Here is a 26,729-nt window from a genome sequence, read left to right as displayed (position 1 = left end):
GGAGGCATGACGGATGCTCGCGCCCAGGATCGAGCTCCGGCAGAAGCAGAGCCTCGCGCTTACCCCCCAGCTGCGCCAGTCGATCAAGCTTCTGGGCATGTCGAACCTCGAACTCGGCGACTATGTCGCCGCGGCCATCGAGCGCAACCCGCTGCTCGAACTCGCCCCGCCGCGCGAGCGGGAGCGGGGCGGCCCCAGGATGGCCTCGGGCGGGGGCGGCGTCGATCCGGCGATCCTCGAAGGTCTCGCCGCCGGCGTCACCCTGGCCGATCATCTCGCCGAGCAGATCCGGGCGATGCGCGCCCCCTCGGCGGTGATCGAGGCGGCGCTGATCCTCGCCGAGGAACTGGAGGAGGACGGCTATCTGCGCGCCACGCCGGAGGAGCTGATCGCCCGCCACCGCCTGCGCCCGTCCGAGATCGCGCGCGGTCTCGCGCTGGTGCGGGCCTGCGATCCCGCCGGCGTCGGCGCGCGCTCGCTGCGCGAGTGCCTCGCGCTCCAGCTGCGCGAGCGTGACCGGCTCGACCCGGCGATGGAGGCGCTGCTCGGCAATCTCGGCCTCGCCGCCTCCGGCCAGCGGGCGGAACTCCGGCGGATCTGCGGCGTCGACGACGAGGATCTGACGGAGATGCTCGACGAGATCCGCGCGCTCGATCCGAAACCCGGGCTGCGCTTCTCGACGCCGGAGCTCCAGGTCGCCGTGCCCGATGTCTTCGTGACCGCGGCCCCGGGCGGCGGCTGGTCGGTCGAGCTCAACACCGACACGCTGCCCCGTGTGCTGACCAACAACCAGTACAGCGTCGATCTCGGACCGAAGGACGCCGCGACCCGGGCCTTCATCTCCGAATGCGGCGCCAATGCGAACTGGCTGGTCCGGAGCCTCGAGCAGCGCGCGCGCACCATCCTGCGGGTCGCGACCGAGATCGTCGCCCTGCAGGGAGATTTCTTCACCGCCGGCGTCAGCCGGATGCGGCCGCTGACGCGGCGCGCGCTCGCCGACCGGCTCGGGCTCCATGAGTCGACGGTCAGCCGGGTGACGGCGAACAAGTACATCGCCTGCGCGCAGGGCAACCTGCCGATGCGCTTCTTCTTTTCCTCGGCGCTCGAGGCGCTCGGCGGGGGGGAGACCTTCTCGGCCGCGGCCGTGCGCGAGCGCATCCGCCAGATCATCGAGGCCGAGCCTCCCGCCCGGACGCTCTCGGACGACCGGATCGTCGCGCTGCTGCGCGCCGAGGGGATAGATATTGCGCGGCGGACGGTTGCGAAATACCGTGAGGGGATGGGTATTCTGTCGTCTGTCGAACGCCGGCGCCGGAAAAGCAACCTGGCCCGGGTGTGAAAGGCCCCGGATTTCAAGCCCGCCGGGCGCGTTGACAAGGGCCGCGTACCCGTCCTAAGGCTCCGCCCGGCAAGGCGGACCGTCTGGAATCCGTCGGGAAGAACCGACGTCAACAAGGGGCAAATCATGCGCATTCAGGTCAGCGGGAAGCAGATCGACATCGGGGACGCGCTGCGGACTCACGTCGAAGACCGGCTGGCGGAGGCGGTCGGCAAGTACTTCGATCGCCCCGTGGACGCGGTGGTAACATTCTCCAAGGACCGCCATGAATTCGTCGCCGACGCCTCCGTGCATCTGACGACGGGCATGCTCGTCCAGGCCAAGGCGCGCGCGGGCGAGGTCTACGCCTCCTTCGAAGGCGCGCTGGAGCGGATGGAGAAGCAGCTGCGCCGCTACAAGCGCCGGCTGCGCGACCACCACCGGTTCCGGGAAGAGCCCATTCTCGCGATGGAGGCGCAGAGCTACATTCTCGAGGGCGGACAGGCGGACGAGGCCGATTACAGCGAGCCCGACAGCCTGCAGCCCGTCATCGTGGCCGAGATGGAAACCAAGGTTCCGCATCTTTCCGTCGGCGAGGCGGTCATGCAGATGGAACTCGCCGGCGCGCATTTACTTGTCTTCCGGAATGACGCGCATGGCGGGGTGAATGTGGTATATACCCGTGACGATGGCAACATCGGCTGGATCGACCCGCGGAATACCCAGTAACCACGCGTTCTCATCGTTCAGGGAGACCCCGTTGTGGAGCTTTCGGAGATCATCAACGTCGAGGCGGTGCGGGCGCCCGTGAAGGCGACCAGCAAGAAGCGACTGTTGCAGGACCTCGCCGACATGGCCGAGCAGGTCTACGAGCTTCCATCCGCGCTCGTCTACAAGTCACTGATGGACCGGGAGGCCCTCGGGCCGACCGGCGTCGGACGGGGCGTGGCCATCCCGCACGCGCGTTTCGCGGGCGTGCGGCGCATGGTGGGTCTGTTCATGCGGCTGGAGAAGCCCGTGGATTTCGATTCGATCGACCGGCAGCCGGTCGATCTCGTCTTCGCCCTCTTCGCGCCCGAGAACGCCGGCGCGGAGCATCTGAAGGCGCTCGCGCGCGTGTCGCGCACGCTGAAGAACGAGGCGGTCTGCGCCAAGCTGCGCTCGACCTTCGATCCGTCGGCGATCTACGCGATCCTGACGGAAGGCAAGGCCGAGAAGGCGGCCTGAGCCGCCGCGGACCGGCCGGAAACGGCGGATAGCGGCGGCGCCGCGCGCGGGCCGCGCCTCCCCGACCAGACCTTCGTGAAATCCGGCCCGGCGGTTCCCCCGCCGGGCCGTTCCGCTTTCCTCGCCCGCGCCTCGTCCCGCCTCCAACTGGAAACGGCCCCGCCCGGGGGGCGGAGCCGTTTCCATTCAACCTGAGCGGGTCTCAGCGGCCCGCCGCCACCTTCGCCCGCGGCGCTTCCAGTTCGACGAAGGAGCGCAGGAACTCCAGGAACTCGTCGCGCAGATCCGGCCGGGCGAGGCCGAAGGACACCGTCGCCTGCAGATAGCCCGCCTGGCTGCCGCAGTCGAAGCGGCGGCCCTTGAAGCGGAAGCCGTGGACGTTGTCGCTCCTGGAGATCTCCGCGGCGATCGCATCCGTCAGCTGGATCTCGCCGCCGGCGCCTTCCTTCATGTTGTTGAGGTTGTTGAGCACGTCCGGCGACAGGATGTAGCGGCCGATCACCGCGAGGTTGGACGGCGCCACCTCCGGCTTCGGCTTCTCGACCATGCCCCGGACCTTGACGGCCGAGCCGTCATCCTCGGCCACGTCGAGAATGCCGTAGGAGGAGACGTTGGCGGCCGGAACCTCCATCGCGGCGACCATGTTGCCGCCAAGCTCCGCGTAGGCCTCGATCATCTGCTTCAGGCAGGGCGTCTCGGCGTCGATCACGTCGTCGGGCAGCAGCACCGCGAAGGGCTCGTCGCCGATCAGCCGCCGCGCGCACCAGACCGCGTGGCCGAGGCCGCGGCGCTCCTGCTGGCGGACATAGGCGACCGCGCCGCTTTCCATGTCGGTCTGCTTCAGCACGTCGAGCAGCTTGGTCTTCTTGCCCTCGCGCAGCGCGGCCTCGAGTTCGGGCGCGCTGTCGAAGTAATCCTCGAGCGCGCTCTTGCCGCGGGAGGTGACGAAGATGAACTCGGTGATGCCGGCCGCGCGGGCCTCGTCGATCGTGTACTGGATGAGTGGACGGTCCACGAGGGGAAGGATCTCCTTCGGGACCGACTTGGTCGCCGGCAGAAACCGCGTCCCAAAGCCAGCCACGGGCAGCACCGCCTTGGTGACTTTATTCTTCATAGGAGATCCCATACCACACCTGATACCCCAAGAGCGGAGCTGACCTCCGCGTCAAATTGCTTCTGTCCTACCACAGATTTCTCCGCGGCGACAATTCCTTCGCGATCTGGCTAACGGCGGATCGCCGCCGGCCACGCGTTCTAGGCGATTCCCATGTCCCTGAGGATCGCCTCGATCCGGGGAACGTCCGAAGGGTTGTTCAGTTCCCAGAAAGCCTGTCCGCGCCCCTCGACCTCGACGCAGCGCACCGGCAGGCCGTTCTCCATGAAGCGGAGCTGCTCCAGCCCCTCCCAGGTCTCCAGCGGACCGACCGGCCAGCCGGGATAGGCGGCGAGCGCGTCGGGCCGGTAGGCGTAGACGCCGACGTGATGGAAGACCGGGATCTCCTCCTCCGGACGGAGCGGACGGCCGGTATAGGGCAGCACCTCCTTGGAGAAATAGAGCGCGTCGCGATTGACGTCGAAGACCGCGGTCGTGCCGCCGACCCGGCCCTGGCGCCGGTCCTCGAGAAAGCCCTCCAGCGCGGCGGTGTCGCAGCGCAGGACCGGCGTCGCCACCCGCGCCGCCGGATCGGCCCGCATCGCCGCGACGAGCGCGGAGACGAACCAAGGCGGGGTCAGCGGCGCGTCGCCCTGCAGGTTGACGACGATGTCGTAGTCCCCGCCCAGCCGCTCGATCACCGCCGCGCAGCGTTCGGTGCCGTTGCGGCAGGTGTCGGGAGTCATCACGACCTCGGCGCCGAAGGCCCCGGCCGCGTCCGCGATCCGGTGGTCATCGGTCGCCACCACCACGCGGTCGACTCCCTCGACCTGGCAGGCGGCGTCCCAGCTGCGGCGGATCAGGCTGCGCGGCACGCCCGAGGCGCCCCGCAGTTCCGCGAGCGGCTTGCCCGGATAGCGCGTGGAGGCATAGCGCGCTGGGATGACGATCAGGACCGGCATGGCCTGTCAGCTGGCCTCGGCGAGCTTCACGCCCGGGACATAGGCGATGAAGAAGGGATTCTCGAACCCGCCCTTGCCATAGCCGAGCGGCTTGAGATCGTCGAAACGCACCACCTTGCCGCCCGCGCCGAGCAGCACGGCCTGCCCCGCGGCGGTGTCCCATTCCATCGTCCGGCCGAGCCGCGGATAGAGATCCGCCTCGCCCGCGGCCACCAGGCAGAACTTGAGCGAGGATCCCGCCGAGCGGAAGTCGCTCACCGGGTAGCGCGCGATGTAGTCGTCGGTCGCCTGGTCGCGGTGCGATTTCGACGCGACCACCACGAGCCCGTCGGGATCGGGCACCGAAACCTTGAGCGCGCTGGTCTCGCCCGTCGTATCGACGCGATGCGGCCCCGCCTCCTCGACCGAGCGCCCCTTGGCGTCGGTGTAGAAGAGCCGGCCCTTTGCGGGGGCGTAGACCACGCCCCGGGTCGGCACGCCCTTCTCGATCAGCGCGATGTTCACGGTGAAATCTCCGCGGCGCTGGATGAATTCCTTGGTGCCGTCGAGCGGATCGACGAGGAAGAACACGTCCGCGGCGATCGCGTGGCTCTCGCTCTGCTCCTCGGTCACCACCGGGATCTCGGGGAAGGCGGCGGCGAGGCCGGCGGCGATCAGCGCGTCCGCCCGCTCGTCCGCCTCGGTCACCGGGGAACTGTCCGATTTCGACTTCACCTCGAAATCCGGACCCTCATAGACCGTCATGATCTCGGCCCCGGCCTCGAGCGCCAGAGCGCGCAGCGTCGCGGTGATCTTCTCGTAATCCATGTACTCAGTCTCCAACACCGGGCGATCCTCGGCGCCCTTCGGATTGGTATGACGCCTCGCGACGCGAGTTGCAAACCGAGACACGCTTGAAATCCGCGCCCCGATCGGTTGCATGATGGCCCGGGGGATCAGGAAAGCGGACATGTCGGAAACGCCCAGGGGCACGCTCGCGCTCCAGACCATCGCGATGCCGGCGGACACCAATGCCAATGGCGACATCTTCGGCGGGTGGCTGATGGCGCAGATGGATCTTGGCTGCTCGGTGCTCGCCCGGGCACGGGCGCGGGGCCGGGTCGCGACCGTCGCCGTGGAGGCGATGACCTTCCACCGGCCCGTCCGGGTCGGCGATCTGGTCTCGCTCTATGCGACGCTGGTGCGCGAGGGCAGGACCTCGATGACGATCGAGATCGAGGCCTGGATCCGGCGCCAGCCCGGTAACGAACTCGCCAAGGTCACCGAGGCGCGATTCATCTTCGTCGCCATCGACGACTCGGGCGCGAAACGTCCGTTGCCCGCCCCGGAATGAGCCCGCGGGCTCGCGAACATCGCCTCGGAGGACCACGCATGCGCCGGCCGCTCATCACGATCGCCCTGACAGGCGCCCTCGCAGGCCTCGCCTTCCCCGCCGCCGCGGAGGACTCCCTGCCCGGCCTCTACCGGGTCACCGGAGTCGAGACGAAGCTCAACATCCGCGCCGAACCGGACATCGGGGCGCCGGTGATCGGCGCGCTGGGACGCGACGCGGCGGATGTCGAGGTGGTCGCGCGCGATCCCGGCGGCGCATGGGGACAGGTCAACGCCGGCGAAAGGGCGGGCTGGGTCAGCCTCGACTATCTGCGCTCCGAGGGCGATCTCTGGGCCGAGGGCGGCGAACTGCCCCCGACGCTGCGCTGCTTCGGCACCGAACCCTTCTGGGAGATCCGCCACGAAGGCGACCGGCTGATCCGGAGCGGCATGGATACCGAGGAGCGGACGCTCACGATCGACAGGGTGACGGGCGCGGCCGGGTCCGGCTCGCGCGTCGTCGTCGCCCGCGACAAGGAGGGCGCCGTGACGCTCGGCATCGCGCCGGAACAATGCGGCGACGGCATGTCCGACCGCGCCTTCGGCCTCGGCGCGCGGCTGAGCGAGGGGGACGCCCCCGCCCTCACCGGCTGCTGCTCCGTCGCGCCCCGGGGTGACGCGTCCGGGCAGTGACGGCGAATATGCATTTGCATATTCGCTTCGAGCAGCCCGGGCCGCGCAAATATGCAAATGCATATTCGCGCCGCGGCTTCAGTCCACGACACGGCAGGTGAGGTTGATCCGGCCGCCCTTCGGGAGCAGCGTCGAGCCGCCGAAGCGGATCCGGTCCACCCCGTGATGGACGAGCCGCGCCGGGCCGCCCATCAGCACCACGTCCCCGCTCTCGAGCAGGACCGAGCGCGTCGGATCGCCCCGTTCCGTCCCGCCGATCCGGAACAGCCCGGGATCGCCGAGGCTGATCGACAGCACCGGCCAGGAGAAATCCGCCTCGTCCGCGTCGCGGTGCAGCCCCATCCGCGCCTTCTCGCCGTAGTAGTTGACGAGGCAGCAATCGGGCATCCGCTCCGCCGAGACGAAGCGCCGCCAGACCGCGAGCACACTCTCGGGAATCGGCGGCCAGGCCACGCCGGAAGGGTGCCGGGCCGCGTAGTGATAACCGCCCTTGCCGGTCATCCAGCCGTATTTCCCCGCGGCGGTCATCCGGACCGACATCGGCTTGCCCCAGGGCGTGACGGGCTGGAAGAAGGGCGCGGCCAGGGCGACGCGGCGCAGATCCCCGGCCATCGCCTCCTGGGCGGCCCGGTCGAGCCAGCCCTTGTGAACCTCCACCCCGTTGATCTCGATCATCCGGTCACCCCTCGAAGCCGAGCTCGCGCCGCGTCAGCGTGAGCGCGTCGCGGTCGGAGGCATGCGGGAGCATCGGGCGCGCGCGTTCGGCGCAGTCGTCGGCCATGACGCGGAAGACCCCGGGATCGGAGGCCGATTCGGCGAGCGAGGCCAGGGTCTTCTGCAGCCGGATCTGCACCTCGATCACGCCCGCGCCGTCGCGCGCGATCGGACGGTAGGTCGAGATCACCATGTCGCGGAGCGGGATCCCCGGCACGAAGAGCCGCGGGCTGGGCTTCGGCGGGTCGCTCGTCTCCGGATCGAGCAGCGCCATGAACACGCGCCGGGTCGCGTTCAGCACCTCGATCGCCGTGCCCGGGTCGTTCACCGCCGGCGAGAGCGCGCGCGAGGCGATCTCGGCGAGCGCGATCACGCCGAGGCGCGGATCCTGCTCGAAGGTGCGGTGCGGCTCCACGGTGAAGGCCGAGGCGAGGGCGTCCCGCGTCGCCGCCTCGACCACGCCTTCCGCGCGCAGGAGCGGCCGGCCCTGATGGATCAGCGTGCCCGGCAGCGCCTCGAGATGGAGATCGAGATCATGCGCCTCGGACAGGCGCGCGAGCTTCGCGACGTCGATCAGCGTGACATAGCCCGCCTCCGCCGCGCGGACCGGAATCGCGTCGGGCGCCGGGATCCGGGACGGCTGGCCGCCCAGCAGCGGCGCGGCCGCGTGGGCCCGCATCGCCCGCGTCGCCGCCGCCTCCACCCGGTCGATCACATCCCCCATCCGGCCGAATCCCGTCACATGGTCGATCCAGCGCAGCAGCGTGATCACGATGAGCGCGATCACGACGATCGTGCCGAGGAAGAGCACGGTGCGCCCCTGCCCGCCGTAATAGCCGGTCGAAAGCGCGATGATGCCGACGATCGAGAACAGGAATCCGCCGAGGAAGGTCGAGAGCGCGTTCTGCGAGGTCGGGTCGGCCAGCATGAGCTGGGTGGCGCGCGGCGTGCCCTGGGTCGTCGCCGCCGAATAGGCCTGGACCATCGCCGTCAGCGAGAAGGTCGTCACCGCGAGCATCGAGGAGGCGAGGATCCTGAGGATGCTGTCGACCGAATCCTGGCCGATGTTGATCGCGAGCATTTCAGGCATCGCGACCGTCAGGAGCCGCGACACGAGCGCGAGCAGCACCCCGCCAAGGCTGAAGAGCGCGGCGCGGAACCAGATCTTGCGGACGATCCGCAGAAGGAAATGCCGCCACCAGTTCATGCCGTCTCCCCCCTCCGCGCCGCGCGGAAAACCCTTGCTTCCGAGAGCCTTGTTCGACCCTCCGTGAGCCGCCAGGGGCGGTCCGCCAGCTTCCCGGCACGCGCCATTTTTATCCTCCCCCGGCTGCTTGCAGGCTTTTCGCCCGCTCCCTATATAGCTGCCAGCATCGCGGCCGCACACTCAGAGCGGCCGGGAATTGGGATCCGAGCCCGGGGGCCTCTCAGGGGACCCGGCACTTGAAATCGCCGCTTGAAAGGAAGCTTCATGTCCAAAGTCATCGGTATCGACCTCGGCACGACCAACAGCTGCGTCGCGATCATGGACGGCAGTCAGGCGAAGGTCATCGAGAATTCCGAGGGCGCCCGTACGACTCCCTCGATCGTCGCCTTCACCGACGATGAACGGCTGGTGGGGCAGGCCGCGAAGCGCCAGGCCGTCACCAACCCCGAGAACACCCTCTTCGCCATCAAGCGCCTGATCGGCCGTCGCACCGACGACCCGATGGTCGCGAAGGACAAGGAGATGGTCTCCTACAAGATCGTCCCCGGCCCGAACGGCGACGCCTGGGTGGAGGTGAAGGGCGAGAAGTACTCCCCGTCGCAGATTTCCGCCTTCGTCCTGCAGAAGATGAAGGAAACCGCCGAATCCTATCTCGGCGAGAAGGTCAGCCAGGCCGTCATCACCGTCCCCGCCTATTTCAACGACGCCCAGCGTCAGGCGACGAAGGACGCCGGCAAGATCGCCGGTCTCGACGTGCTCCGGATCATCAACGAGCCCACGGCGGCGGCGCTCGCCTACGGGCTCGACAAGTCCGGCACCAAGACGATCGCGGTCTATGACCTCGGCGGCGGCACCTTCGACATCTCGATCCTCGAGATCGACGACGGCCTCTTCGAGGTGAAGTCGACGAACGGCGACACCTTCCTCGGCGGCGAGGACTTCGACATGCGCGTGGTCCAGTACCTCGCGGACGAGTTCAAGAAGGAGAACGGCGTCGACCTGACGAAGGACAAGATGGCGCTGCAGCGGCTGAAGGAGGCCGCGGAGAAGGCGAAGATCGAGCTCTCCTCGTCGAGCCAGACCGAGATCAACCAGCCGTTCATCTCGATGGATCCGAAGACGCACCAGCCGCTGCACCTCGTGCTGAAGCTGACCCGCGCCAAGCTCGAATCGCTCGTCTCCGACCTGATCGCGCGCTCGATGAAGCCTTGCCAGGCGGCGCTGAAGGATGCCGGCCTCTCTAAGTCCGACATCGACGAGGTGGTTCTCGTCGGCGGCATGACCCGCATGCCGAAGGTCATCGAGGAAGTGACGAAGTTCTTCGGCAAGGAGCCGCACAAGGGGGTGAACCCGGACGAGGTCGTCGCCATGGGCGCCGCGATCCAGGCCGGCGTGCTCCAGGGCGACGTGAAGGACGTGGTCCTGCTCGACGTGACCCCGCTCTCGCTCGGCATCGAGACGCTGGGCGGCGTCTTCACCCGCCTCATCGACCGCAACACGACGATCCCGACCAAGAAGAGCCAGATCTTCTCGACCGCCGAGGACAACCAGAACGCGGTGACGATCCGGGTCTTCCAGGGCGAGCGCGAGATGGCCGCGGACAACAAGCTGCTCGGCCAGTTCAATCTCGAGCAGATCCCGCCGGCGCCGCGCGGCGTGCCGCAGATCGAGGTGACCTTCGACATCGACGCCAACGGCATCGTGTCGGTGAATGCCAAGGACAAGGGCACGAACCGGGAGCAGAAGATCACGATCCAGGCCTCGGGCGGGCTTTCCGACGCCGACATCGAGAAGATGGTGCGCGAGGCCGAGGAGAACGCCGAGGCGGACAAGGAGCGGCGCGAGCTGGTCGAGGCCAAGAACGAGGCCGAGAGCCGGATCCACTCGACCGAGAAGGCCGTGGCCGATCATGGCGACAAGGTCGATCCGACCACGATCGAGGCGATCAACCTCTCGATCAAGACGCTGAAGGAAGCGATGGAAGGCGACAGCGCCGAGAAGATCCGCGCCCGCAGCCAGGATCTGGCCGAGGCGGCGATGAAGCTCGGCGAGGCGATCTACAAGGCCGAGCAGGAAGCCGCCGCGAAGACGCAGGATTCCGGCGAGGCCGCGCCGAGCCAGGACGACGACATCGTGGACGCCGATTTCGAGGATCTCGGCGACTCCGGCAAGAAGTCCTGAGCCCGGACACAGTGCTGAGTAGGATGGCCCGCCCGGGTGGCGGGCCATCCGCCGTTTAGCGAGAGACGGATTTCGGATGGCCAAACGCGATTACTACGAACTGCTCGGCGTCGGACGCGACGCGTCGGAGGCGGAAATCAAGAAGGCCTATCGCAAGAAGGCGATGGAGCATCATCCGGACCGCAACGCGCAGGATCCGAAGGCCGAGGCGCATTTCAAGGAAATCAACGAGGCCTACGACGTCCTGAAGGACGGCCAGAAGAAGGCCGCCTACGACCGGTTCGGCCACGCGGCCTTCGAGAACGGCGGCGGCGCGGGCGCGCGGGGCTTTCACGGCGGCGGCGATTTCGCCTCGGCCTTCTCCGACGTGTTCGAGGATCTCTTCGGCGATTTCATGGGCGGCGCGCAGGGCCGGACGCGGCGGGCGCGCGGGTCCGATCTGCGCTACAACCTGCGGATGTCGCTCGATGACGCGTTCCACGGCAAGCAGGCGACGATCGACGTGCCCGGCAGCGCGGCCTGCGAGGTCTGCGAGGGCACCGGCGCCGAGGGCGGCGCGGAGCCGCTGACCTGCCCGACCTGCTCCGGCCATGGCAAGGTGCGGGCGCAGCAGGGTTTCTTCACGGTCGAGCGGACCTGCCCGACCTGCGGCGGCCGCGGCCAGATCATCAAGAACCCCTGCCGCGGCTGCGGCGGCTCGGGCGTGGTGCGCAAGGACCGCACGCTCAACGTGAACATCCCCGCGGGCGTGGAGACCGGCACCCGGATCCGGCTCGCCGGCGAGGGCGAGGCCGGGCTGCGGGGCGGACCGCCGGGCGATCTCTACATCTTCATCGAGGTCGAGGCGCATCCGATCTTCCAGCGCGAGAACCAGGACCTGCATTGCCGGATCCCGGTCTCGATGACGACCGCGGCGCTCGGCGGCGAGATCGACGCGCCGACGATCGACGGCGGCCGGACCCGGGTGAAGGTGCCCGCGGGCGTGCAGTCGGGCAAGCAGCTCCGCCTGCGCGGCAAGGGAATGCCGGCGCTGCGCGGGGCGACGGTGGGCGATCTCTACATCGAGCTCGCGGTCGAGACGCCGGTCAATCTCTCGCACAAGCAGAAGGAACTGCTGCGCCAGTTCGACGAGGAAGGCCGCGACAACTCCCCGGAGACGCAGGACTTCTTCTCGCGGGTGAAGGGGTTCTGGGACGGGATGAAGGGGGCCTGAGGCCCCGCCGCCCGAAAGGCCGCGAACGGCCCCCGCCGGATGATCCGGCCGGGGCCTTTTTCATGCGCGCGCCTTCCGCGGCCGGGCGCGGCCCGGTATAGATCGGGCTTCGCCTCGCCTGGGAGCGCCGATGAACGAAAGCACCCCCGTCTCGCCGATGATGGCGCAGTATCTCGCCATCAAGGCGGATCATCCCGACGCGCTGCTCTTCTACCGGATGGGCGACTTCTACGAGATGTTCTTCGACGACGCGGAGGCGGCCTCGGCGGCACTCGACATCGCGCTGACGAAGCGGGGGCAGCACCTCGGGCAGGACATCCCGATGTGCGGGGTGCCGGCGCATTCCGCGGAAGGCTACCTGCTCACGTTAATCCGCAAGGGCTTCCGCGTCGCGGTCTGCGAGCAGATGGAGGATCCGGCGGAGGCGAGGAAGCGCGGCTCGAAATCGGTGGTGCGGCGCGAGGTGACGCGGCTCGTCACGCCGGGCACGCTGACCGAGGAATCCCTGCTCGAATCCCGCCGCCACAACTTTCTCGCCGCTTTCGCCGAGATCCGGGACGAGGGGGCGCTCGCCTGGGTCGATGTCTCGACCGGGGACGTGACGGTCGCGCCCTGCGCGCGGCTCGGCCTCGGGCCGATGCTGGCGCGGATCGCGCCGAGCGAGCTGCTGCTGCCCGACCATCTGGAGCCGGAGCTCCGCGGCCTCGTCTCCGAGATGGGCGCGGTCGCGACGCCGCTCGCCCGGGCGAGTTTCGATTCCGCGGCCGCGGAGGCGCGGATCGCGCGGCTCTACGGCGTCCGGTCGCTCGAAGGGTTCGCGGCTTTCGAGCGGGTCGAGATCGCCGCGCTCGGCGGCGTCGTCGACTATCTCGAACTGACGCAGAAGGGCCGGCTTCCGCTGCTGCGCCCGCCCGCCCGGGAAAGCGCCGGCGGGCTGATGCGGATCGACGCGGCGACGCGCCGCAATCTCGAACTGACGCGGGCGCTCTCGGGCGGGCGCGAGGGGTCGCTGCTCGCGGCGATCGACCGGACGGTGACGGGCGGCGGGGCGCGGCTGCTCGAGATCCGGCTGAACGCGCCCTCGGCCCATGTCCCGACGATCCGGGAGCGCCAGGCGGCGGTCGCGCATTTCGTCGAGGCGCCGGAGGTCGCGCGGGCGGCGCGCGAGCGGTTGCGGCGGGTGCCGGATCTCGAGCGCGCGCTCTCGCGCCTCGCGCTCGACCGCGGGGGACCGCGCGATCTCACCGCGATCCGCGACGCGCTCGCCGAGGCGGCGGCGCTCCGCCGCGACTTGGACTCGCCCGATCTGCCGGGCGCGCTCGCCGAGGCCGTCGCGGCGCTCGGAGGGCACGAGGAGCTCGCGGAGCTGCTCGACGCGGCGCTGGTCGCGGAGCCGCCGCTCATCCTGCGCGACGGCGGCTTCGTCGCGGCGGGGTTCGACCCGGAGCTCGACGAGACCCGGCGGCTCCGGGACGAGGGCCGGGGTGTGATCGCGGGATTGCAGGCGGAATACGCCGCGCTCGCGGGCGTCAACGCGCTGAAAGTGAAGCACAACAACGTGCTCGGCTATTTCATCGAGACGCCGGCGACCCACGCGGCGAAGATGCTGGCCGAACCGCTCAACGCCACCTTCATGCACCGCCAGACCACGGCGAACGCGGTCCGCTTCACGACGCTCGCCCTCGCGGAGATCGAGACGAAGATCCTGAACGCGGGCGGCCACGCGCTGGAACTGGAGCGGCGCGTCTTCGAGACGCTGCGCCGGGCGGTGCTCGACCGGTCGGGGCCGGTGGCCGCCGCCGCCCGCGCGCTCGCCGAGACGGATCTGGCCGCGGCGCTCGCCGATCTCGCGCTCGCGCTCGACTGGACGCGGCCGGAGGTGGACGACAGCCGCTGCTTCGAGATCGTCGGCGGCCGGCACCCGGTCGTGGAGCAGGCGCTGGCGCGCGAGGGCGGCGCCTTCGTCGCCAACGATTGCGACCTCTCCGCGGAAGGCGCCGGGGCGCGGCCGATCTGGCTGCTGACCGGGCCGAACATGGCGGGCAAGTCGACCTTCCTGCGCCAGAACGCGGTGATCGCGCTTCTCGCGCAGATGGGCGCCTATGTTCCGGCGACGGCGGCGCGGATCGGCGTGGTGGACCAGCTCTTCAGCCGGGTCGGCGCCGCGGACGACCTCGCCCGCGGCCGCTCCACCTTCATGGTCGAGATGGTCGAGACGGCGGCGATCCTCAACCAGGCGGGTGAACGGGCGCTCGTCATCCTCGACGAGATTGGCCGGGGCACGGCGACCTATGACGGGCTCTCGATCGCCTGGGCAACGCTCGAACACCTGCACGACGCCAACCGCTGCCGCGGGCTGTTCGCGACGCATTATCACGAGCTGACCGCGCTCGCGGAGAAGCTTCCGGGCCTGCGCAACGCCACCGTCGCGGTCCGGGAATGGGAGGGCGACGTGATCTTTCTCCATGAGGTGCGCGAGGGGGCGGCGGATCGCTCCTATGGCGTGCAGGTCGCCCGGCTCGCGGGACTGCCGAGGGCGGTGGTCGAGCGGGCGCGGGTCGTGCTCGACACGCTGGAACAGGGCGACCGGGAGCCGGGCGGCAAGGCGAAGACGCTGGTGGACGACCTGCCGCTCTTCAGCGTCGTGGCGCGATCTCCCTCCCCCGTGGCCGCGGCCGCCCCCCCGGCTTCGGCCGCGGAGGAGCGGCTTCGCGCCGTTCATCCCGACGAGCTCTCGCCGCGCGAGGCGCTGGCGCTGGTCTACGACCTGAAGGCGCTGATCGCATGAGCGCCTTCGCCGCCACCATCGAGGGCCTGCTCGCGCATTACGGCGCGGCGGCGCTCTTCCTCGTCGTGACGCTTGAATCCTTCGGCGCGCCGCTGCCCGGCGAATCCGCGGTCATCGCCGCCTCTGCGGCGGCCGCGGCCGGAAAGCTCCCCCTCGCCTGGGTGGCGGTCGCCACCTTCGCCGGCGCGGTGCTCGGCGACAACATCGGCTATCTGATCGGCCGCGACCTCGGCCGCCCAGTGATCCTGCGCCACGGCGCCCGGTTCGGGGTGACGGAGGGCGCGCTGGCCCGGGTCGAGGACATCATGCGCCGGCGCGGTCCGATCATCGTCGTCGTGGCGCGGTTCGTCGCGCTGCTCCGGCAGCTGAACGGGCTCGTCGCGGGCACGACGGGCATGCCTTGGCCGCGCTTTCTCGCCGCCAACATGCTCGGCGCCGCGCTCTGGACCGGATTCTGGGTGACGCTCGCCTACAAGCTCGGCCGGGAGGCCGATGTGCTGCCCTGGATCTGGCACCATCTCGGTCTCATCGCGAGCGTGGTAGCGCCGCTGCTGATCCTCGGGCTGGTGGTCGCGGGGATCGTGGGGCGGCGGCGCGGGTAGGGCGGACCGAGGTCCGCCCTACCGGGTTCGGGAGGGGGGCAGGTGTCCGCGCTACTGGACGGCGGGGCCGCCGGAGGAGACGCCGACCTGCGCCGGGCGCAGCAGGCGCTCGCCGATCATGAAACCCTCGCCCATCACCTGGATGATGTCGCCGGCCTTGGTGCCGGGCACGGGGGCCTCGAACATCGCCTGATGCAGCTTCGGGTCGAAGCGGTCGCCGGCGGCGGGGCTGATCTTGGTGATCTTGTTCTTCTCGAAGGCGGAGAGCAGGCCGCGCTGGGTGAGCTCGATCCCCTCGATCAGTCCGGGCGCGGCCTCGCGCACCGCGTCGGTCACATTGCCGAGCGCCCGGTCGAAATTGTCGTGCACCGCGAGAAGATCGCGCGCGAGCCGCGTCGCGCCATAGACCTCGGCGTCGCGCCGGTCGCGCTCCGCGCGCTTGCGCATGTTCTCGGTCTCCGCGAGGCTGCGCAGCAGGCGGTCCTTCAGCTCGGCCACCTCGACGCGGAGCGCGGCGATCTCGTCGGCCTCGATCTCCTCGGCGTCCGGTTCGTCCTGGTCCTCGTCGAAGAGGTTTTCCGGATCGTCGAGGAACTGCTCCTCGAGATCGTGCTTGTTCTTGTCTTTCGCCATCATGTTCCGTCCTAGCCCTTGCTCCGGCTCGAGACCAGCCGGCCGACCAACTGGGCGGTGTAGTCCACGATCGGCACGATCCGGCCATAGTTGAGCCGGGTCGGTCCGATCACCCCCACCGCGCCGATGATCTTGCGGTCCGCATTCATATAGGGAGAGACCACGAGAGAGGAACCGGAAAGTGAAAAAAGCTTGTTCTCCGAGCCGATGAAGACGCGCACCCCGTCGCCGCCCTCGGTGAGCTCCAGGAGCTGCGCCAGATCGCGCTTGCGCTCCAGATCGTCGAAGAGGCCGCGGATGCGTTCGAGCTGCTCGGCATCCTCGGTGCCTTCGAGCAGATTGGCGCGGCCGCGCACGATCAGGCGGTCGCGGCCGCCGTCGCCATCGGTGGCCCAGACGGCGGTGCCGTCCTCGATCAGATGCGCCGCGAGCGCGTCGAGCTCCGCCCGGCGCCGGACGATCTCCGCGGCGACGACGCCGCGCATCTCGCCCAGGGTCCGGCCCTGCAGGATCGCGTTCAGGAAATTCGCCGCCTGACGCATCGCCGAGGGCGTTAGCCCGATCGGGGGCTCGAACACGCGGTTCTCGACCTGGCCGTCGGCGGTGACGAGCACGACGAGCGCGCGATCCGGGCCGAGCGAGACGAATTCGATGTGCCGGATCGGCGCCTCCGCCTTCGGCGAGAGCACGAGGCTCGCGCCATGGGTCAGGCCGGAGAGCATCTCGCCGGCGCGATCGAGGATCGTCGGCAGGTCGCCGTCGCCCCGGCCGAGGCTGCGCTCGATCTCCGCGCGTTCGGTGACGCCGACGTCGCCGACCTCGAGGATGCCGTCGACGAAGAGCCGCAGGCCCATCTGCGTCGGAACGCGCCCGGCCGAGACATGCGGACTGTCGAGAAGCCCGAGCAGTTCGAGATCCTGCATCACGTTGCGGATGGTCGCGGGCGAGACGCTCTCGGAGACCGAGCGGGAGAGCGTGCGCGAGCCGACCGGCTCGCCTGTCTCGAGATAGGCCTCGACGAGACGGCGGAAAACCTCGCGGCCGCGGTCGCTCATCTGGCTCAGGGGCGAAGCGTTCGGGGGCGCGGCGGACACCGGGATTCCTCTGTTGCGCCGGCGAAAGGTACGGGGCGAAGCGGGGCGCGGTCAATCGCCGCGCAGACCCCGCGGGCCGGAGGGGCGCGCCGGCGCTGGACGCCGTCCGGCTCAGGGGATATGAGGCGCCGATCGCGGTCCGGCAAGCCTTGTCCGGGCCCCCGAGCTGTTCAAAGGAGACTGCCATGCGTCCCTCCGGCCGCGCCACCGACGCGCTGCGCGCGATCACGATCGAGACCGGGGTGTCGCGCCACGCCGAGGGATCCTGCCTGATCCGGATGGGCGACACGCATGTGCTCTGCACCGCCTCGGTCGAGGAGAACGTCCCGCCCTTCCTGCGCAAGACCGGACTCGGCTGGGTCACGGCGGAATACGGCATGCTGCCCCGGGCCACGACCTCGCGGAACCGGCGCGAGGCCTCGGCCGGCAAGCAGTCGGGGCGCACGCAGGAGATCCAGCGGCTGATCGGGCGCAGCCTGCGCGCCGGCATCGACCGCGTCGCGCTCGGCGAGCGGCAGATCACCGTCGATTGCGACGTGATCCAGGCCGATGGCGGCACGCGCTGCGCCTCGATCACCGGCGGCTGGGTCGCGCTCCGGCTCGCGGTCAACAAGCTCCTGAAGGCGGGCGACGTGAAGAGCGATCCGATCACAACGCATGTCGCCGCGGTCAGCTGCGGCGTCTACGGTGGACAGCCGGTGCTCGATCTCGACTATGCCGAGGACAGCGTGGCCGGGACCGACGGAAATTTCGTGATGACGGGCGAATTCGGCCTGATCGAGGTGCAGGGAAGCGCCGAGGGCGCGACCTTCTCCCGCGGCGAGCTCGGGCAGCTACTCGATCTCGCGGAGAAGGGTATCTCGGATCTGGTGGCCGCGCAGAAGGCCGCCATCTCGTGACGCGGCGGCTGACCGAACCGCGGATCGTGGTCGCGACGCACAATGCCGGCAAGCTCGCCGAGATCCGCGCGCTGCTCGCGCCCTTCGGGATCGAGGCGGTGTCGGCGGGCGAGCTCGGCCTGCCGGAACCGGCGGAGACCGAGGAGAGCTTCCTCGGCAACGCGCGGATCAAGGCGCATGCCGCCACCGCCGCGACCGGGCTGCCCGCGCTGGCCGATGACAGCGGCATCGCGATCGACGGGTTGGGCGGCGCGCCGGGCGTGCGCACCGCCGACTGGGCCGAGACGCCGACGGGGCGCGACTTCACCCTGGCGATGACCCGGGCCTGGCGGGAACTCGAGGCGGCGGGGGCGCCGGAGCCCCGGACGGCGCGCTTTTTCTCGACGCTGGTGCTGGCCTGGCCCGACGGGCACGACGAGGTGTTCGAGGGGGTGCTCGAAGGCCGCTGCGTCTGGCCGATGCGGGGTGCCGGGGGACATGGCTACGATCCGATGTTCCAGCCCGAGGGGCATGAGATCACGCTCGGCGAGATGGATTTCGCCGACAAGAACCGGATCAGCCACCGCGCCCGCGCGCTGGCAAGGCTCGTCGAGGCGTGCCTCGCCCCGGCCTGACCGGGCGAGAGACGCGGGAGCACGCCGATGAACCTCTCCTTCCTCGGGCCTGACCGGGTGGCGGCGCCTCCGGACACCGCGGGCCATGCTCCGGCCGAGGACTGGCGCGCCGGCGGGTTCGGGATCTACGTCCACTGGCCGTTCTGCGCGGCGAAATGCCCCTATTGCGATTTCAACAGCCATGTCCGCGCCGGGATCGACCAGGACCGCTGGCGCGACGCGCTGGTTCGCGAGCTTCGCGCCGCGGCCAGGGACACCCGCGGCCGCGCGGTCGGGAGCATCTTCTTCGGCGGCGGCACGCCGAGCCTGATGCCGGCGGAGACGGTGGGTGCCGTGATCGACACGATCGCCGCGGAATGGCATCTGGCGCCGGAGGCGGAAATCACGCTCGAGGCAAATCCGACCTCCGTCGAGGCCGAACGCTTCCGCGGCTATCGCGCCGCCGGGGTGAACCGGCTCTCGATGGGAATCCAGGCCCTGAACGACCGGGATCTCAAGGCGCTCGGTCGGCTGCACAGCTTGAGCGAGGCGCTGGCGGCCTTCGACATCGCCCGCGCCACGTTCGAGCGCGTGAGTTTCGATCTCATCTATGCCCGGCAGGGGCAGGATCTCGACGACTGGCGGCGGGAACTCGGCCTGGCGCTCGGCCTCGCGGCCGATCATCTGTCGCTCTACCAGCTGACGATCGAGGACGGCACGCGGTTCGGTGAACTCGCCCGCCGCGGGCGGCTGCGCGGATTGCCGGACGAGACGCTGGCGGCGGATCTCTATTTCGCGACGCAGGAACTGTGCGAAGCCGCCGGGCTTCCCGCCTATGAGACTTCCAACCACGCCGCGGCGGGGGCGGAGGGCCGGCACAATCTCGTGTACTGGCGCTCGGGCGACTATGTCGGCATCGGACCCGGTGCTCACGGGCGGCTGACGCTCGACGGCACCCGATGGGCGACCGAGACGCCTCTGGCGCCCGAGGCATGGCTGACGGCGGTCGAATCCGGCGCGGGCGGAATATCGATGCGCGAGCCGGTCAGTTCGACCGACCGGGCGGTCGAGCTGTTGCTGATGGGGCTGCGGCTCGAAGAGGGGATCGATCCGCGGCGGTTCCGGGCGCTCGGCGGGCAGCCGCTCGACGCGAAGGCACTCGAGGAACTGCGCGCGGAGGGTTTGCTGAGCGTCGCGCCGGACCGGATCAAGGTGACGGCCGCCGGGCGGCCGGTCCTGAACGCGATCCTCGAAAACCTATTTTTAACAATAGGTTAGATTGTCCCTGAGCCACAACAGCCTCGGCCGCAGAGGGTCAGGGACATTCCCGGCGGGGAGCCTCAACTCGCGGAAAGAAGCTGGCAGAGCCCGTCCAGTTCCTCGAGATTGCGGTAGCGGATCCGCACCTCGCCGGCCTGTTTCCCCGCCTTGTGCTCGATCGAGACCTTGAGCCGCAGCGAGGCGGTCAGATCCTCCTCGAGCGCCCGCGTATCGGCGTCCTTCGTCCTGGTGCGCGGAGGCGCGGCGCCGGCGGGCGTGGCCGCGCCCAGCACCGAGCGGGCGAGCTGCTCGGTCTGACGTACGGAGAGGTCCTTCTCGATCACCTGGCGGGCCAGCGCTTCCGGATGGGCGGCGGTCACGAGGGCGCGTGCGTGGCCCGCGCTCAGCCGTCCGGTTCGAACGTGGTCGAGCACCCCCTCCGGCAGCGTCAGGAGACGCAGCAGATTCGCGATGTGGCTGCGGCTCTTGCCGAGCCCTTCCGCGAGGCGTTCCTGCGTGTGACCAAAACGGTCCATCAGCTGCCGATAGGCGAGGGCCTCCTCGATCGCATTCAGATCCTCGCGCTGGATGTTCTCGATGATCGCGATCTCGAGCACCTGGGTGTCGTCGAGTTCGCGCAGGATCGCGGGCAGTTCATGCAACTGGGCGATCTGCGCCGCGCGCCAGCGGCGTTCGCCCGCGACGATCTCGTACATCTCCGGCTCGGAGGGATGGGTACGCAGGATCAGCGGCTGGATCACGCCCTGTTCGCGGATCGAGGCGGCGAGATCGTAGAGATCCTTGTCCGGGAAATCACGGCGCGGCTGGTTCGGGTTCGGCTTGATCCGCTCGATCGGAATTGCGCGCGGTCCGGATCCGGCGGCAGCGCCCGGCTCCGCCACGCGCTCCGGTTCCGGCGCGACATCCGCGAGCAACGCCGACAGGCCGCGGCCCAAACCCTTCTTTTCCATTTTCCGCTCCCTAAGCCGGCTCGACCAGATCCCGGTTGCCGCGCATGCGTGCCAGAACCTCGCCCGCGAGACGCTGATAGGCGATGCTGCCGCTCGACGTATAGTCGTAGATCAGCGCCGGAACGGCATGCGACGGCGCCTCACTCAACCGCACGTTGCGAGGGATGACCGTCTCGTAGACCAGACTTCCAAGATTGTCCCGGACGTCCATCGCGACCTGCCCGGACAAGTTGTTGCGCCGGTCATACATGGTCAACACAATACCTTGTATACGGAGGCTCGGATTCAGCGCTCCTCGGACCGACTGCACCGTGCGCATCAACTGCGACAGACCTTCCAGCGCGAAGAACTCGCACTGCAGCGGCACGAGGACCGAATGCGCCGCCACCAAGGCGTTCAACGTCAGCAGGTTCAACGACGGAGGACAGTCGATCAGCACGTAGTCCAACCGCTCGGGCAGTGCTCCGGGAATGGCGAGAGAGTCACGCATCTTCTGGAGACGACGCGGATCGGACACGAGATCGACATCCGCGGAACTCAGGTCCGATGTGGCGGGGATGAGATAGAGATCCGGCACCATGGTCTGAACCGCGAAATCCCGCGGTTCCGTCGCCACGATGAAGTCATAGGCGGTGAGACCGCGGGAGGCGACCGGCAGACCGAGGCCTGTGGAGGCGTTTCCCTGCGGGTCGATGTCGATCAGCAGCACCCGCTTGCCGAGCGCCGCGAGCGCCGTGCCGAGATTGATGGCGGTCGTGGTCTTGCCCACGCCGCCCTTCTGATTGGTGATCGCCAAGACATGCGGACGCATGGCGGTATCAGACACGGGCGAACGCTCCGATCTCAACAATCGCCGCTTTCTCGTCGGTGCGGCTTGGGTGGATATGGTACTCGAATTGCCAGGCGCAGGCGGCGTCTTCCAGTTCCTTATGCACCTGCTCGCCCTTCGGAAACAAGCAAATACCCTCGGGACGCCGCAGTTTTTCCGCGAATGCCAACAAAGCAGGCAACGGCGCCAGAGCGCGCGCGGAAAGAACATCCGCGGCGGGGGGCATGGCCTCCTCTATCCGCTCGGCGTGGACGACCGCCCGAAGCCCACACTCGCGGATAACGGTGGAGAGGAAGGCGCATTTCCGTGTATCGCTTTCCACGAGGTGGAGGTCTAGGTCCGGTTGCCGCTCGCGCGCGAGGATGCCGATCACAAGGCCCGGAAAGCCCCCGCCCGAGCCAATGTCGCACCAAACAGCGGGATCCGCGGGGGCGAGGGTCCAGAGCTGCGCGGAATCGGCGATGTGCCGGGTCCAAAGGTCGCTCAAGCTCGCCTTCGAGACCAGGTTGATCCGGGCTGTCCATTTCGTCAGAAGTTCCGCGTAGCGCTCCAGACGCTCCTGTGTTTCACGTGAAACATCGAGCGGCACCCCATCCCTCATGACGCCTCCCGCAGCCGGCGGGCCCGCATCAGCAGAAGCGTGAGCGCGGCCGGGGTCATCCCCTCGATCCGCCCCGCCTGTGCCAGCGTCCGAGGCTGAATCCGGGCCAGTTTACCCCGCAGTTCGTTGGAAAGGCCGGGCATCGCGGCATAGTCCAGACCCTCCGGCAATGTCATCTCGTCGTCTCGCCGAAGCTGTGCGACCTCCGCCCGCTGCCGCTCCAGATAGGGAGCGTAGATCGCCTCCCGTTCCAGCTGACGCAGGGTTGGCGCGTCGATGGCGGCAAGATCGGGAAAAGCGGCGCGGATCCGGTCCCGGTCCATGTTCGGCAGCGCGAACAGCGCGAGGACGTTCCGCCGCGCGCCGTCCTGATTGACCTCGAGTCCCCGCATTCGCGCCTCGTTCGGCGTGAATTCGATGGCCTTCGCGCGAGACCGGGCGTTGTCCAGCTTCGCCATCTTCTCTTCGAAGGCGCGGGACCGCGCCACGGACACGCACCCGAGGCGAAGACCAAGCGGAGTGAGGCGCTGGTCCGCGTTATCTGCCCGGAGCTGCAGCCGGAATTCCGCCCGCGAGGTGAACATGCGATAGGGTTCCGTCACGCCTTGGGTGACGAGGTCATCGATCATCACGCCGATGAGCGACTCTTCTCGGCCGAAAATGACGGGTTCTCCCTCCCCGCTCGCCGTGGTGGCCGCGTTCAAACCCGCCACCAGCCCCTGCCCGGCGGCCTCCTCGTAACCCGTGGTCCCGTTGATCTGCCCCGCCAGGAACAGATTTCTCAGGGCTTTCAGCCCGAGGGCCGCGGTCAGAGCGCGGGGATCGACGTAATCGTACTCGATCGCATAGCCGGGCCGCAGGATCCGCGCCCTCTCCAGGCCTTCCATGGCTTGGACAAGCTCCTCCTGGACCTCCGCCGGGAGCGAGGTGGAGATACCGTTGGGATAGACGGTGAAATCCGTAAGCCCTTCCGGTTCCAGAAACACCTGATGCCGATCCTTGTCCGCGAAGCGGGTCACCTTGTCTTCGATCGATGGACAGTAGCGAGGTCCGACGCCCTCGATATGGCCGCCGAAAAGGGCGGAACGTTCCAGGTTCCGCCGGATCAGGTCGTGTACCGCGGGCGATGTGTGCGTGATTCCGCACGAGACTTGGCGCGCAGCCACCTGGTTGGTCAGGAAGGACAGAAATTCCGGTGTGTCATCGCCCGGCTGAACGCCCACCCGCGCCCAATCGATGCTGCGGCCGTCAAGCCGCGGCGGGGTTCCGGTCTTGAGCCGCCCCAGCGGCAAGCCAAGGGCTTCAAGTCGCGCCCCGAGCCGCGCGGCGGCCGGATCGCCAGCTCGGCCGGCGGGAGTGGCCTGGTCGCCGATATGGATGACGCCTCGGAGAAAGGTTCCCGTTGTCAGAACCACCGCCCTCGCCGCGATCTCCGATCCGTCGGAAAGGACGACGCCGCGAACGGCCCCCGCCCGCACGAGAAGATCGACGACCTCTCCTTCGATCACCTGAGTCCGCTCTTGGCGGAACACGGCCTGAACGGCGGCGCGGTAACGCGCACGATCCGCTTGCAGCCGCGGCCCCTGCGCGGCAGGTCCCTTGCGCCGATTGAGGAGGCGATACTGGATCCCGGCATGATCCGCCGCGCGTCCCATCAGCCCATCCAGCGCATCGATCTCGCGGACGATGTGGCCCTTGCCCAGCCCCCCGATCGCCGGATTGCAGGACATTTCGCCGAGACGCTCGAAGCGGTGCGTCACCAGCGCCGCCCGCGCGCCGACGCGTTGCGCCGCCAGCACGGCTTCGGTCCCGGCGTGACCGCCCCCGACCACGACAACATCGAAGTGCCGATGTTTCACGTGAAACACCTCCCTACTTGCCGAGGCAGAAGCTCTCGAAAACCTTGTCCAGAATGGCGTCCACATCCACCTTTCCAACCAGAAAATCAAGCGCCCTCACCGCTCGGTGGAGTTCGGCGGCGCCAATCTCGGGCCGGTCGTTCCGGATCTGCGCAAGGCCTTGGTCCACCGCCTCCGCCGCCCGCCCGATCGCCACCGCTTGCCGGCGGTGCGAGATGCCGGAGGAAGCCTGAACCCGCTTTTCCAGCTCCTGGCGCACGGCCGCCAGCAGGTCTCGGATCCCCGCCCCGGTCACACCCGAGACGGCAAGCGCCCCCGGCCGCGCCCGCGCCAGATCCGCCTTGGCCCGAACAACCACGTCGCCCGGCTGCGATGCAACCCCAAGTTGTTCTACCTCACCCGACGCCTCGACGAGAAACACCCGAAGATCCGCGCGATCCGCCCGTCCTCGGGCCCGGTCGACCCCCATCCGCTCCACCGTATCCTCGGTCACGCGGAGCCCGGCCATATCCAGCAGCGTGACGGGAAGGCCCCCAAGATCCATCCGGACTTCAATGACATCGCGGGTCGTGCCCGCGACGGCGGAGGTGATCGCGGCCTCCCGCCCGGCGAGCGCGTTGAGCAGCGTGGACTTCCCGACATTGGGCGCGCCGACCAGAGCGATCTCGAACCCTTCACGGATCCGCTCCGCGATCCCCGCCCCCTTCACGGCCGCGCGAAGATCAGCCGACAGGCCTTCGAGATCAGCCATCACCGCTTGGAGCACATCGTCCGGCACGGCGTCGTCGACGAAATCGATCGAAGCCTCGACGAAGGCCAGGGCGCGGACCAGCGCCTCACGCCATCGCGCCGCCTGACCGGACAACGCGCCGGACATCAGCCGCGCCGCCTGCCGCCGCTGGGCTTCGGTCTCCGCGGCCAGCATGTCGCCCAACCCTTCGACCTGAGCGAGATCGAGCCGTCCGTTCAGCAGCGCGCGCCGCGTAAACTCTCCCGGCTCCGCGAGTCGCGTTCCGGGACGACCACCGATGAGATCGAGGACAGCGGCGCAGATCGCCGGGCCGCCATGGACCTGCAGCTCGGCGACATCTTCGCCGGTAAAGCTCGCAGGGCCCGGGAAGCACAGCGTCAGCGCGTGATCCACCACCTCGCCATCGGGCGCGCGGACGCGCCGCAGCGCGGCGGTTCGGTCGGCGGGCCGCGGCCCGGTCAGATCTTCAAGGGTGGCAAAGGCTCCGGGGCCGGAGATCCGGATGACCGCGACGCCCGCCCGCCCCCTGGCCGAAGCCTGAGCGTAGATCGTATCGGTCATCCGTTTCAGTATACCTCAAGTAATGGCCGCTTAGCTGTTCATCGAGTCGAAGAACTCGCCATTGGATTTGGTCTGCTTGAGCTTTCCGATCAGGAACTCGATCGCATCCGTCGTGCCCATCGGATTGAGAATCCGCCGAAGAATGAACATTTTGGTAAGATCGGTTTTCTCAACCAGAAGTTCTTCTTTCCGGGTGCCGGATTTCAAGATGTCGATGGCCGGGAATACACGCTTGTCCGCGATCTTCCGGTCAAGGACGATCTCGGAGTTGCCCGTCCCCTTGAACTCTTCGAAGATGACCTCGTCCATGCGGCTGCCGGTATCGATCAGCGCGGTGGCGATGATGGTGAGCGAGCCGCCTTCCTCGATGTTGCGCGCCGCGCCGAAGAACCGCTTCGGCCGCTGCAGCGCGTTCGCATCGACACCGCCGGTCAGCACCTTGCCCGAACTCGGCACCACCGTGTTGTAGGCGCGCCCGAGCCGGGTGATGGAATCGAGCAGGATAACCACGTCCCGCTTGTGCTCTACCAGCCGCTTGGCCTTCTCGATCACCATCTCGGCCACCGCGACATGCCGTGTCGCCGGTTCGTCGAAGGTCGAGGCGATCACCTCGCCCTTCACCGAGCGCTGCATGTCCGTCACTTCCTCGGGCCGTTCATCGACCAGAAGGACGATCAGATAGCATTCGGGATGGTTCTTTTCGATCGAGGCGGCGATGTTCTGCAGGATCACCGTCTTGCCCGACCGCGGCGGCGCGACGATGAGCCCGCGCTGGCCCTTGCCGATCGGCGCGACCAGATCGATGATGCGCGCGGTACGGTCCTTGATGGTCGGGTCGTCCAGCTCGAGCTTGATCCGCTCGTCGGGATAGAGCGGCGTCAGATTGTCGAAATGAACCTTGTGCCGGGCCTTCTCGGGATCCTCGAAATTGATCTTCGAGACCTTTACCAGGCCGAAATACCGCTCGCCTTCCTTGGGTGCGCGGATCACGCCCTCGACCGTGTCACCGGTGCGCAGCGAGAATTTCCGGATCTGGTTCGGACTTACATAGATATCGTCGGGTCCGGCGAGGTAGTTCGCCTCGGGCGAGCGGAGAAAACCGAAACCGTCCTGCAGAACCTCGAGGACACCGTCGCCGGAGATCTCGACCCCCTCCGCGGCCATGTCCTTGAGGATGGCGAACATCATGTCGCCCTTGCGCATGTTCGAGGCGTTCTCGATCTCGAGTTCCTCGGCGAGGGTCAGCAAATCGGCCGGGCTCTTGGCTTTCAGCTCGGCGAGCGAAAGCTGCTGGAAATCAGAGGATAAATCCATCGGAGCAGTCAAACGTCCTTGATGGGAGGGATATCGGGGAGGCGGCCAGCCGTGA

The 26,729-nt window shown here is 68.6% G+C and carries 25 protein-coding genes; 12 read left to right on the top strand and 13 right to left on the bottom strand.

Annotated elements, in window-relative coordinates; genetic code table 11:
* Window positions 1–13 precede the first annotated feature (13 nt).
* The 3 genes from rpoN (at window position 14) to ptsN (ending at window position 2,545) form a co-directional block, all read left to right on the top strand.
* Entirely contained in the window at window positions 14–1,339 is a 1,326-nt protein-coding gene (gene rpoN, locus FJM51_RS05175; protein WP_140453055.1) for an RNA polymerase factor sigma-54, read from the top strand.
* Between the two features lie 126 nt (window positions 1,340–1,465).
* Window positions 1,466–2,047, top strand: coding sequence for a ribosome hibernation-promoting factor, HPF/YfiA family (hpf, locus tag FJM51_RS05170; RefSeq protein WP_140453054.1), 582 nt, complete (start codon window positions 1,466–1,468; stop codon window positions 2,045–2,047).
* A 33-nt stretch (window positions 2,048–2,080) separates the two neighbouring features.
* The gene (gene ptsN, locus FJM51_RS05165; RefSeq protein ID WP_140453053.1) at window positions 2,081–2,545 is read left to right on the top strand and encodes a PTS IIA-like nitrogen regulatory protein PtsN; all 465 of its coding nucleotides are present in this window, start codon (window positions 2,081–2,083) and stop codon (window positions 2,543–2,545) included.
* 202 nt (window positions 2,546–2,747) lie between these two features.
* Here ptsN and galU read toward each other — a convergent pair whose 3' ends face one another.
* The 3 genes from galU to cysQ all read right to left on the bottom strand — a co-directional run bounded on the left by galU (window position 2,748) and on the right by cysQ (window position 5,407).
* Complete coding sequence (galU, locus tag FJM51_RS05160; RefSeq protein ID WP_140453052.1) at window positions 2,748–3,659, bottom strand: UTP--glucose-1-phosphate uridylyltransferase GalU; 912 nt, start codon at window positions 3,657–3,659, stop codon at window positions 2,748–2,750.
* 140 nt (window positions 3,660–3,799) lie between these two features.
* Window positions 3,800–4,600: a 3-deoxy-manno-octulosonate cytidylyltransferase gene (locus tag FJM51_RS05155; protein ID WP_140453051.1), complete on the bottom strand. Its 801-nt coding sequence runs from the start codon at window positions 4,598–4,600 to the stop codon at window positions 3,800–3,802.
* Window positions 4,601–4,606: 6 nt separating this feature from the next.
* Complete coding sequence (gene cysQ / locus FJM51_RS05150) at window positions 4,607–5,407, bottom strand: 3'(2'),5'-bisphosphate nucleotidase CysQ (protein ID WP_140453252.1); 801 nt, start codon at window positions 5,405–5,407, stop codon at window positions 4,607–4,609.
* Window positions 5,408–5,549: 142 nt separating this feature from the next.
* On the opposite strand from cysQ, the gene FJM51_RS05145 reads away from it, so the two are divergent.
* Together FJM51_RS05145 and FJM51_RS05140 are read left to right on the top strand one after the other, a co-directional pair.
* The gene (locus FJM51_RS05145; RefSeq protein ID WP_140453050.1) at window positions 5,550–5,933 is read left to right on the top strand and encodes an acyl-CoA thioesterase; all 384 of its coding nucleotides are present in this window, start codon (window positions 5,550–5,552) and stop codon (window positions 5,931–5,933) included.
* 38 nt (window positions 5,934–5,971) lie between these two features.
* Window positions 5,972–6,604 carry an SH3 domain-containing protein gene (locus tag FJM51_RS05140; protein ID WP_140453049.1) on the top strand — a complete coding sequence of 211 codons (633 nt, stop codon included), beginning with the start codon at window positions 5,972–5,974 and terminating at the stop codon, window positions 6,602–6,604.
* 78 nt (window positions 6,605–6,682) lie between these two features.
* Here FJM51_RS05140 and FJM51_RS05135 read toward each other — a convergent pair whose 3' ends face one another.
* Together FJM51_RS05135 and FJM51_RS05130 are read right to left on the bottom strand one after the other, a co-directional pair.
* Window positions 6,683–7,279 carry an alpha-ketoglutarate-dependent dioxygenase AlkB family protein gene (locus FJM51_RS05135; protein WP_140453048.1) on the bottom strand — a complete coding sequence of 199 codons (597 nt, stop codon included), beginning with the start codon at window positions 7,277–7,279 and terminating at the stop codon, window positions 6,683–6,685.
* A 4-nt stretch (window positions 7,280–7,283) separates the two neighbouring features.
* The gene (locus FJM51_RS05130; protein ID WP_140453047.1) at window positions 7,284–8,525 is read right to left on the bottom strand and encodes a DUF2254 domain-containing protein; all 1,242 of its coding nucleotides are present in this window, start codon (window positions 8,523–8,525) and stop codon (window positions 7,284–7,286) included.
* A gap of 264 nt (window positions 8,526–8,789) precedes the next feature.
* Here FJM51_RS05130 and dnaK point away from each other — a divergent pair, with 264 nt between their 5' ends.
* The 4 genes from dnaK to FJM51_RS05110 all read left to right on the top strand — a co-directional run bounded on the left by dnaK (window position 8,790) and on the right by FJM51_RS05110 (window position 15,309).
* The gene (gene dnaK, locus FJM51_RS05125) at window positions 8,790–10,706 is read left to right on the top strand and encodes a molecular chaperone DnaK (RefSeq protein ID WP_140453046.1); all 1,917 of its coding nucleotides are present in this window, start codon (window positions 8,790–8,792) and stop codon (window positions 10,704–10,706) included.
* 76 nt (window positions 10,707–10,782) lie between these two features.
* A complete protein-coding gene (gene dnaJ, locus FJM51_RS05120; protein WP_140453045.1) occupies window positions 10,783–11,919 on the top strand; it encodes a molecular chaperone DnaJ in 1,137 nt (378 codons plus the stop codon).
* 130 nt (window positions 11,920–12,049) lie between these two features.
* Window positions 12,050–14,707 (top strand): DNA mismatch repair protein MutS, encoded by a 2,658-nt coding sequence (mutS, locus tag FJM51_RS05115; protein WP_140453044.1) that lies wholly within the window; start codon window positions 12,050–12,052, stop codon window positions 14,705–14,707.
* Window positions 14,704–15,309, top strand: a complete 606-nt coding sequence (locus FJM51_RS05110; RefSeq protein WP_140453043.1) for a DedA family protein — start codon at window positions 14,704–14,706, stop codon at window positions 15,307–15,309. The genes mutS and FJM51_RS05110 overlap by 4 nt, the downstream gene beginning before the upstream one ends.
* A gap of 51 nt (window positions 15,310–15,360) precedes the next feature.
* Here FJM51_RS05110 and grpE read toward each other — a convergent pair whose 3' ends face one another.
* The gene (grpE, locus tag FJM51_RS05105; protein WP_140453042.1) at window positions 15,361–15,942 is read right to left on the bottom strand and encodes a nucleotide exchange factor GrpE; all 582 of its coding nucleotides are present in this window, start codon (window positions 15,940–15,942) and stop codon (window positions 15,361–15,363) included.
* A gap of 11 nt (window positions 15,943–15,953) precedes the next feature.
* A complete protein-coding gene (hrcA, locus tag FJM51_RS05100; RefSeq protein WP_140453251.1) occupies window positions 15,954–16,997 on the bottom strand; it encodes a heat-inducible transcriptional repressor HrcA in 1,044 nt (347 codons plus the stop codon).
* Between the two features lie 224 nt (window positions 16,998–17,221).
* Here hrcA and rph point away from each other — a divergent pair, with 224 nt between their 5' ends.
* Genes rph through hemW form a run of 3 tightly spaced genes read left to right on the top strand, consistent with a single transcriptional unit; the run spans window position 17,222 to window position 19,806 of the window.
* Window positions 17,222–17,935 (top strand): ribonuclease PH, encoded by a 714-nt coding sequence (rph, locus tag FJM51_RS05095; protein WP_140453041.1) that lies wholly within the window; start codon window positions 17,222–17,224, stop codon window positions 17,933–17,935.
* On the top strand, window positions 17,932–18,549 hold the full coding sequence (locus FJM51_RS05090) for a non-canonical purine NTP pyrophosphatase (protein WP_140453040.1): 618 nt from the start codon (window positions 17,932–17,934) through the stop codon (window positions 18,547–18,549). The genes rph and FJM51_RS05090 overlap by 4 nt, the downstream gene beginning before the upstream one ends.
* 27 nt (window positions 18,550–18,576) lie before the next feature.
* A complete protein-coding gene (gene hemW, locus FJM51_RS05085; protein ID WP_140453039.1) occupies window positions 18,577–19,806 on the top strand; it encodes a radical SAM family heme chaperone HemW in 1,230 nt (409 codons plus the stop codon).
* 62 nt (window positions 19,807–19,868) lie between these two features.
* Here the strand turns inward: hemW and FJM51_RS05080 are convergent, their stop codons facing one another.
* The 6 genes from FJM51_RS05080 to rho are packed head-to-tail and all read right to left on the bottom strand — an operon-like array spanning window position 19,869 to window position 26,674.
* Window positions 19,869–20,759 carry a ParB/RepB/Spo0J family partition protein gene (locus tag FJM51_RS05080; RefSeq protein WP_140453038.1) on the bottom strand — a complete coding sequence of 297 codons (891 nt, stop codon included), beginning with the start codon at window positions 20,757–20,759 and terminating at the stop codon, window positions 19,869–19,871.
* Between the two features lie 10 nt (window positions 20,760–20,769).
* Window positions 20,770–21,570, bottom strand: coding sequence for a ParA family protein (locus FJM51_RS05075; RefSeq protein ID WP_140453250.1), 801 nt, complete (start codon window positions 21,568–21,570; stop codon window positions 20,770–20,772).
* Window positions 21,571–21,577: 7 nt separating this feature from the next.
* A complete protein-coding gene (gene rsmG, locus FJM51_RS05070) occupies window positions 21,578–22,189 on the bottom strand; it encodes a 16S rRNA (guanine(527)-N(7))-methyltransferase RsmG (RefSeq protein ID WP_140453037.1) in 612 nt (203 codons plus the stop codon).
* Complete coding sequence (gene mnmG, locus FJM51_RS05065) at window positions 22,186–24,057, bottom strand: tRNA uridine-5-carboxymethylaminomethyl(34) synthesis enzyme MnmG (protein WP_140453036.1); 1,872 nt, start codon at window positions 24,055–24,057, stop codon at window positions 22,186–22,188. Before mnmG ends, rsmG begins: the two co-directional genes overlap by 4 nt.
* Window positions 24,058–24,061: 4 nt before the next feature.
* A complete protein-coding gene (gene mnmE, locus FJM51_RS05060) occupies window positions 24,062–25,360 on the bottom strand; it encodes a tRNA uridine-5-carboxymethylaminomethyl(34) synthesis GTPase MnmE (RefSeq protein ID WP_140453035.1) in 1,299 nt (432 codons plus the stop codon).
* Window positions 25,361–25,390: 30 nt separating this feature from the next.
* Entirely contained in the window at window positions 25,391–26,674 is a 1,284-nt protein-coding gene (gene rho / locus FJM51_RS05055; protein ID WP_140453034.1) for a transcription termination factor Rho, read from the bottom strand.
* Between the last annotated feature and the right edge of the window lie 55 nt (window positions 26,675–26,729).

It is taken from the genome of Amaricoccus solimangrovi, from assembly GCF_006385685.1.
Classification (GTDB): domain Bacteria; phylum Pseudomonadota; class Alphaproteobacteria; order Rhodobacterales; family Rhodobacteraceae; genus Amaricoccus; species Amaricoccus solimangrovi.
This window is presented reverse-complemented; position numbering and strand designations above follow the sequence as displayed.

Coding starts and splice junctions, on each gene's coding strand:
- dnaK (WP_140453046.1), top strand. CDS start 8,790: ATGTCCAAAGTCATCGGTATCGACCTCGGCACGACCAACAGCTGCGTC.
- FJM51_RS05135 (WP_140453048.1), bottom strand. CDS start 7,279: ATGATCGAGATCAACGGGGTGGAGGTTCACAAGGGCTGGCTCGACCGG.
- cysQ (WP_140453252.1), bottom strand. CDS start 5,407: ATGGATTACGAGAAGATCACCGCGACGCTGCGCGCTCTGGCGCTCGAG.
- hrcA (WP_140453251.1), bottom strand. CDS start 16,997: ATGAGCGACCGCGGCCGCGAGGTTTTCCGCCGTCTCGTCGAGGCCTAT.
- rsmG (WP_140453037.1), bottom strand. CDS start 22,189: ATGAGGGATGGGGTGCCGCTCGATGTTTCACGTGAAACACAGGAGCGT.
- mnmE (WP_140453035.1), bottom strand. CDS start 25,360: ATGACCGATACGATCTACGCTCAGGCTTCGGCCAGGGGGCGGGCGGGC.
- FJM51_RS05110 (WP_140453043.1), top strand. CDS start 14,704: ATGAGCGCCTTCGCCGCCACCATCGAGGGCCTGCTCGCGCATTACGGC.
- grpE (WP_140453042.1), bottom strand. CDS start 15,942: ATGGCGAAAGACAAGAACAAGCACGATCTCGAGGAGCAGTTCCTCGAC.
- hemW (WP_140453039.1), top strand. CDS start 18,577: ATGAACCTCTCCTTCCTCGGGCCTGACCGGGTGGCGGCGCCTCCGGAC.
- rph (WP_140453041.1), top strand. CDS start 17,222: ATGCGTCCCTCCGGCCGCGCCACCGACGCGCTGCGCGCGATCACGATC.
- mutS (WP_140453044.1), top strand. CDS start 12,050: ATGAACGAAAGCACCCCCGTCTCGCCGATGATGGCGCAGTATCTCGCC.
- dnaJ (WP_140453045.1), top strand. CDS start 10,783: ATGGCCAAACGCGATTACTACGAACTGCTCGGCGTCGGACGCGACGCG.
- rpoN (WP_140453055.1), top strand. CDS start 14: ATGCTCGCGCCCAGGATCGAGCTCCGGCAGAAGCAGAGCCTCGCGCTT.
- rho (WP_140453034.1), bottom strand. CDS start 26,674: ATGGATTTATCCTCTGATTTCCAGCAGCTTTCGCTCGCCGAGCTGAAA.
- hpf (WP_140453054.1), top strand. CDS start 1,466: ATGCGCATTCAGGTCAGCGGGAAGCAGATCGACATCGGGGACGCGCTG.
- FJM51_RS05140 (WP_140453049.1), top strand. CDS start 5,972: ATGCGCCGGCCGCTCATCACGATCGCCCTGACAGGCGCCCTCGCAGGC.
- FJM51_RS05075 (WP_140453250.1), bottom strand. CDS start 21,570: ATGCGTCCGCATGTCTTGGCGATCACCAATCAGAAGGGCGGCGTGGGC.
- FJM51_RS05130 (WP_140453047.1), bottom strand. CDS start 8,525: ATGAACTGGTGGCGGCATTTCCTTCTGCGGATCGTCCGCAAGATCTGG.
- FJM51_RS05145 (WP_140453050.1), top strand. CDS start 5,550: ATGTCGGAAACGCCCAGGGGCACGCTCGCGCTCCAGACCATCGCGATG.
- galU (WP_140453052.1), bottom strand. CDS start 3,659: ATGAAGAATAAAGTCACCAAGGCGGTGCTGCCCGTGGCTGGCTTTGGG.
- FJM51_RS05155 (WP_140453051.1), bottom strand. CDS start 4,600: ATGCCGGTCCTGATCGTCATCCCAGCGCGCTATGCCTCCACGCGCTAT.
- FJM51_RS05080 (WP_140453038.1), bottom strand. CDS start 20,759: ATGGAAAAGAAGGGTTTGGGCCGCGGCCTGTCGGCGTTGCTCGCGGAT.